Consider the following 2,084-nt stretch of genomic DNA (forward strand, 5'->3'; position numbering starts at 1 on the left):
TGACTGTATATAAAAACAGTATCCAGCATTTATGCTTATTATTCAATCTTAAACTTGTAACTAAAACACGCTATAGTGAGCGTATTAAAGCAAATTTATTAAAAATAAAGGACTTACCATGAGCGCGCACCCATACAATGTTTTATCACTTAATAACGGCGCAAATATTATTTTTACGCCCTGCCCTGGCACAAAAACGCAAAACCTAGCGGATTCAATCACCACATTAAAGGCGGCTGGCACTCACATGCTGCTTTCACTTATGCCGCAAAAAGAACTTGAAAAAAACAACGTACAAACAATTAATAGTGAGTGCAGTAAGCACGATATAACCTGGTTTCATTTACCAATAAATGACGACGAAGCACCCAAACAGCCTTTTACATCAAGCTGGAACACCCACAAAACCGACATATTACAGGCCATACAACACAAACAAACCATTGCCATACATTGCAAAGGCGGTACAGGCCGCACAGGGTTGGTCGCTGCGCTTATTTTAAATTCGGCAGGTTACACAAAAGAAGAAGTATACAGCCTAGTACAAGGCATTCGCCCTAAAGCACTAACCATAGAACTGCAAAAAGAGTACTTTGAGAACTTTGAGGTGTAAGTCAGAAATTTCGGAGGATTTAGCACTATAAATAGTGCTAAAAATACTTTAATGCTAGTAATGATTTAGTGTTGATAACGCTTAACCATTTGTTATGTTACCAACACTACAGGCACACCGTCGCTTCACCCATATGAATACAACGATATAGACTTTTTGTAGTATTATTTTTAAAGCTAGGGCTTTGGCAGACTTTATGTGGCTTACCTATTTTTACCTTAATTTCATCTAAATGTTGCCATGTTTCCATCGCAACTCTGTCATGCACAGCTAAGAAGTAGTCTAGTTTTTCTTTCGTGTAATACTTAGCTAGCTCCTGCTTTGAAATATACATTTCCAGTGCTTTTGACGAGTTGATAATTTGCAAATTGTCCTCGCAGGCCAAGGCTGTTCCCATTAATGAGCCTGCATTTTTATACCTACGCTCAACTTCAGTTTCATTTGTTACATAAGAACATGCGGATAAAAGTAGTAATATTAAAAGAAAAAAATTCTTAACCTTTGCCATCGTCTCTCCTTTTAATGCCCACTTAAGCGGACAAAAATTGTTGACTATAATGTGTAGCGGAGCGAAACGTAGCCAACTATTTTTGTTCCATTAAAGTGCTTGTTATCCTAATGTTCGAAGATTAAGACTACATTTATCTGATGCAATAACTATCTCTTTGAATACCATGTTTTTATTAACATTATCACGAATATATTCTCTTGTTTTCATTGGCATCCTATACCCAAATATAATAGATTTAATCCACTCAGGTTGGGATTTAACTAACGCAAAGTCCTTAAAGTCTTGCTTAATAAGGTGCTTAGAATCATTACTTAACTTTAAACGAAATTCGTTTTCATATTCCCATTCATTTAATTTCACCTTTAGAGCATCCCACGCTTGAATACCTAATTCATCTTTTGATCTCAAATCTAGTGTTGATTCTATTAATTCTAAAATATCAATATTTGCTAATGCTTTTTTGTATGTAACCTTATCTGGGGTTACATAACTCTTATCCCATTCAATACAAAAACCATTATGCGAATTAGCATAATGAGACCACATTAAATTATTAGTGGGATTATCCGTAATGCAGTAAAAAAGGTAACTATCCAATATTTCATTCATTTTTGTATGAAGTAATTCAAAATTGTGCTTTGATTCTTTACCCATGTAAAGTTGTTTGAATGTTAGCTTTGAACTCCCAGAGAGCTTTTTATAAGTATTCCTTACGCGCGTTCGAGACGGTGTTCTAAACTCGACTCTCGAATCAAAAAGATCATTAAAGTTATTTCTCCTTGAAAATGTTACTTGATTATTAAACAAGTTTGTCAGGGAGTATTCTTTATCTAATTCTTCATGAGAATTGATTGGGCAATACTTAAAATAATTGTTCAAATTCCACACACTCTGAATAGAATTGGCATAACAACTTAATCGACGATATTTGTCGTTTTATAAACCGACAATGTTCCTATA

General features: G+C 34.7%; 3 protein-coding genes. 1 reads left to right on the forward strand and 2 read right to left on the reverse strand.

The features are described from left to right. Positions 1–118 precede the first annotated feature (118 nt). Complete coding sequence (locus tag H5072_RS17815) at positions 119–613, forward strand: dual specificity protein phosphatase family protein (RefSeq protein ID WP_182694312.1); 495 nt, start codon at positions 119–121, stop codon at positions 611–613. Positions 614–719: 106 nt separating this feature from the next. On the opposite strand, the gene H5072_RS17820 is transcribed toward H5072_RS17815, so the two are convergent. Continuing rightward, positions 720–1,121 carry a hypothetical protein gene (locus H5072_RS17820; RefSeq protein ID WP_182694313.1) on the reverse strand — a complete coding sequence of 134 codons (402 nt, stop codon included), beginning with the start codon at positions 1,119–1,121 and terminating at the stop codon, positions 720–722. 102 nt (positions 1,122–1,223) lie between these two features. Then, positions 1,224–1,778 (reverse strand): DUF2971 domain-containing protein, encoded by a 555-nt coding sequence (locus H5072_RS17825; protein WP_150115555.1) that lies wholly within the window; start codon positions 1,776–1,778, stop codon positions 1,224–1,226. Positions 1,779–2,084: the final 306 nt, after the last annotated feature.

Source organism: Pseudoalteromonas sp. SR45-5 (assembly GCF_014163565.1).
GTDB lineage: Bacteria > Pseudomonadota > Gammaproteobacteria > Enterobacterales > Alteromonadaceae > Pseudoalteromonas > Pseudoalteromonas distincta.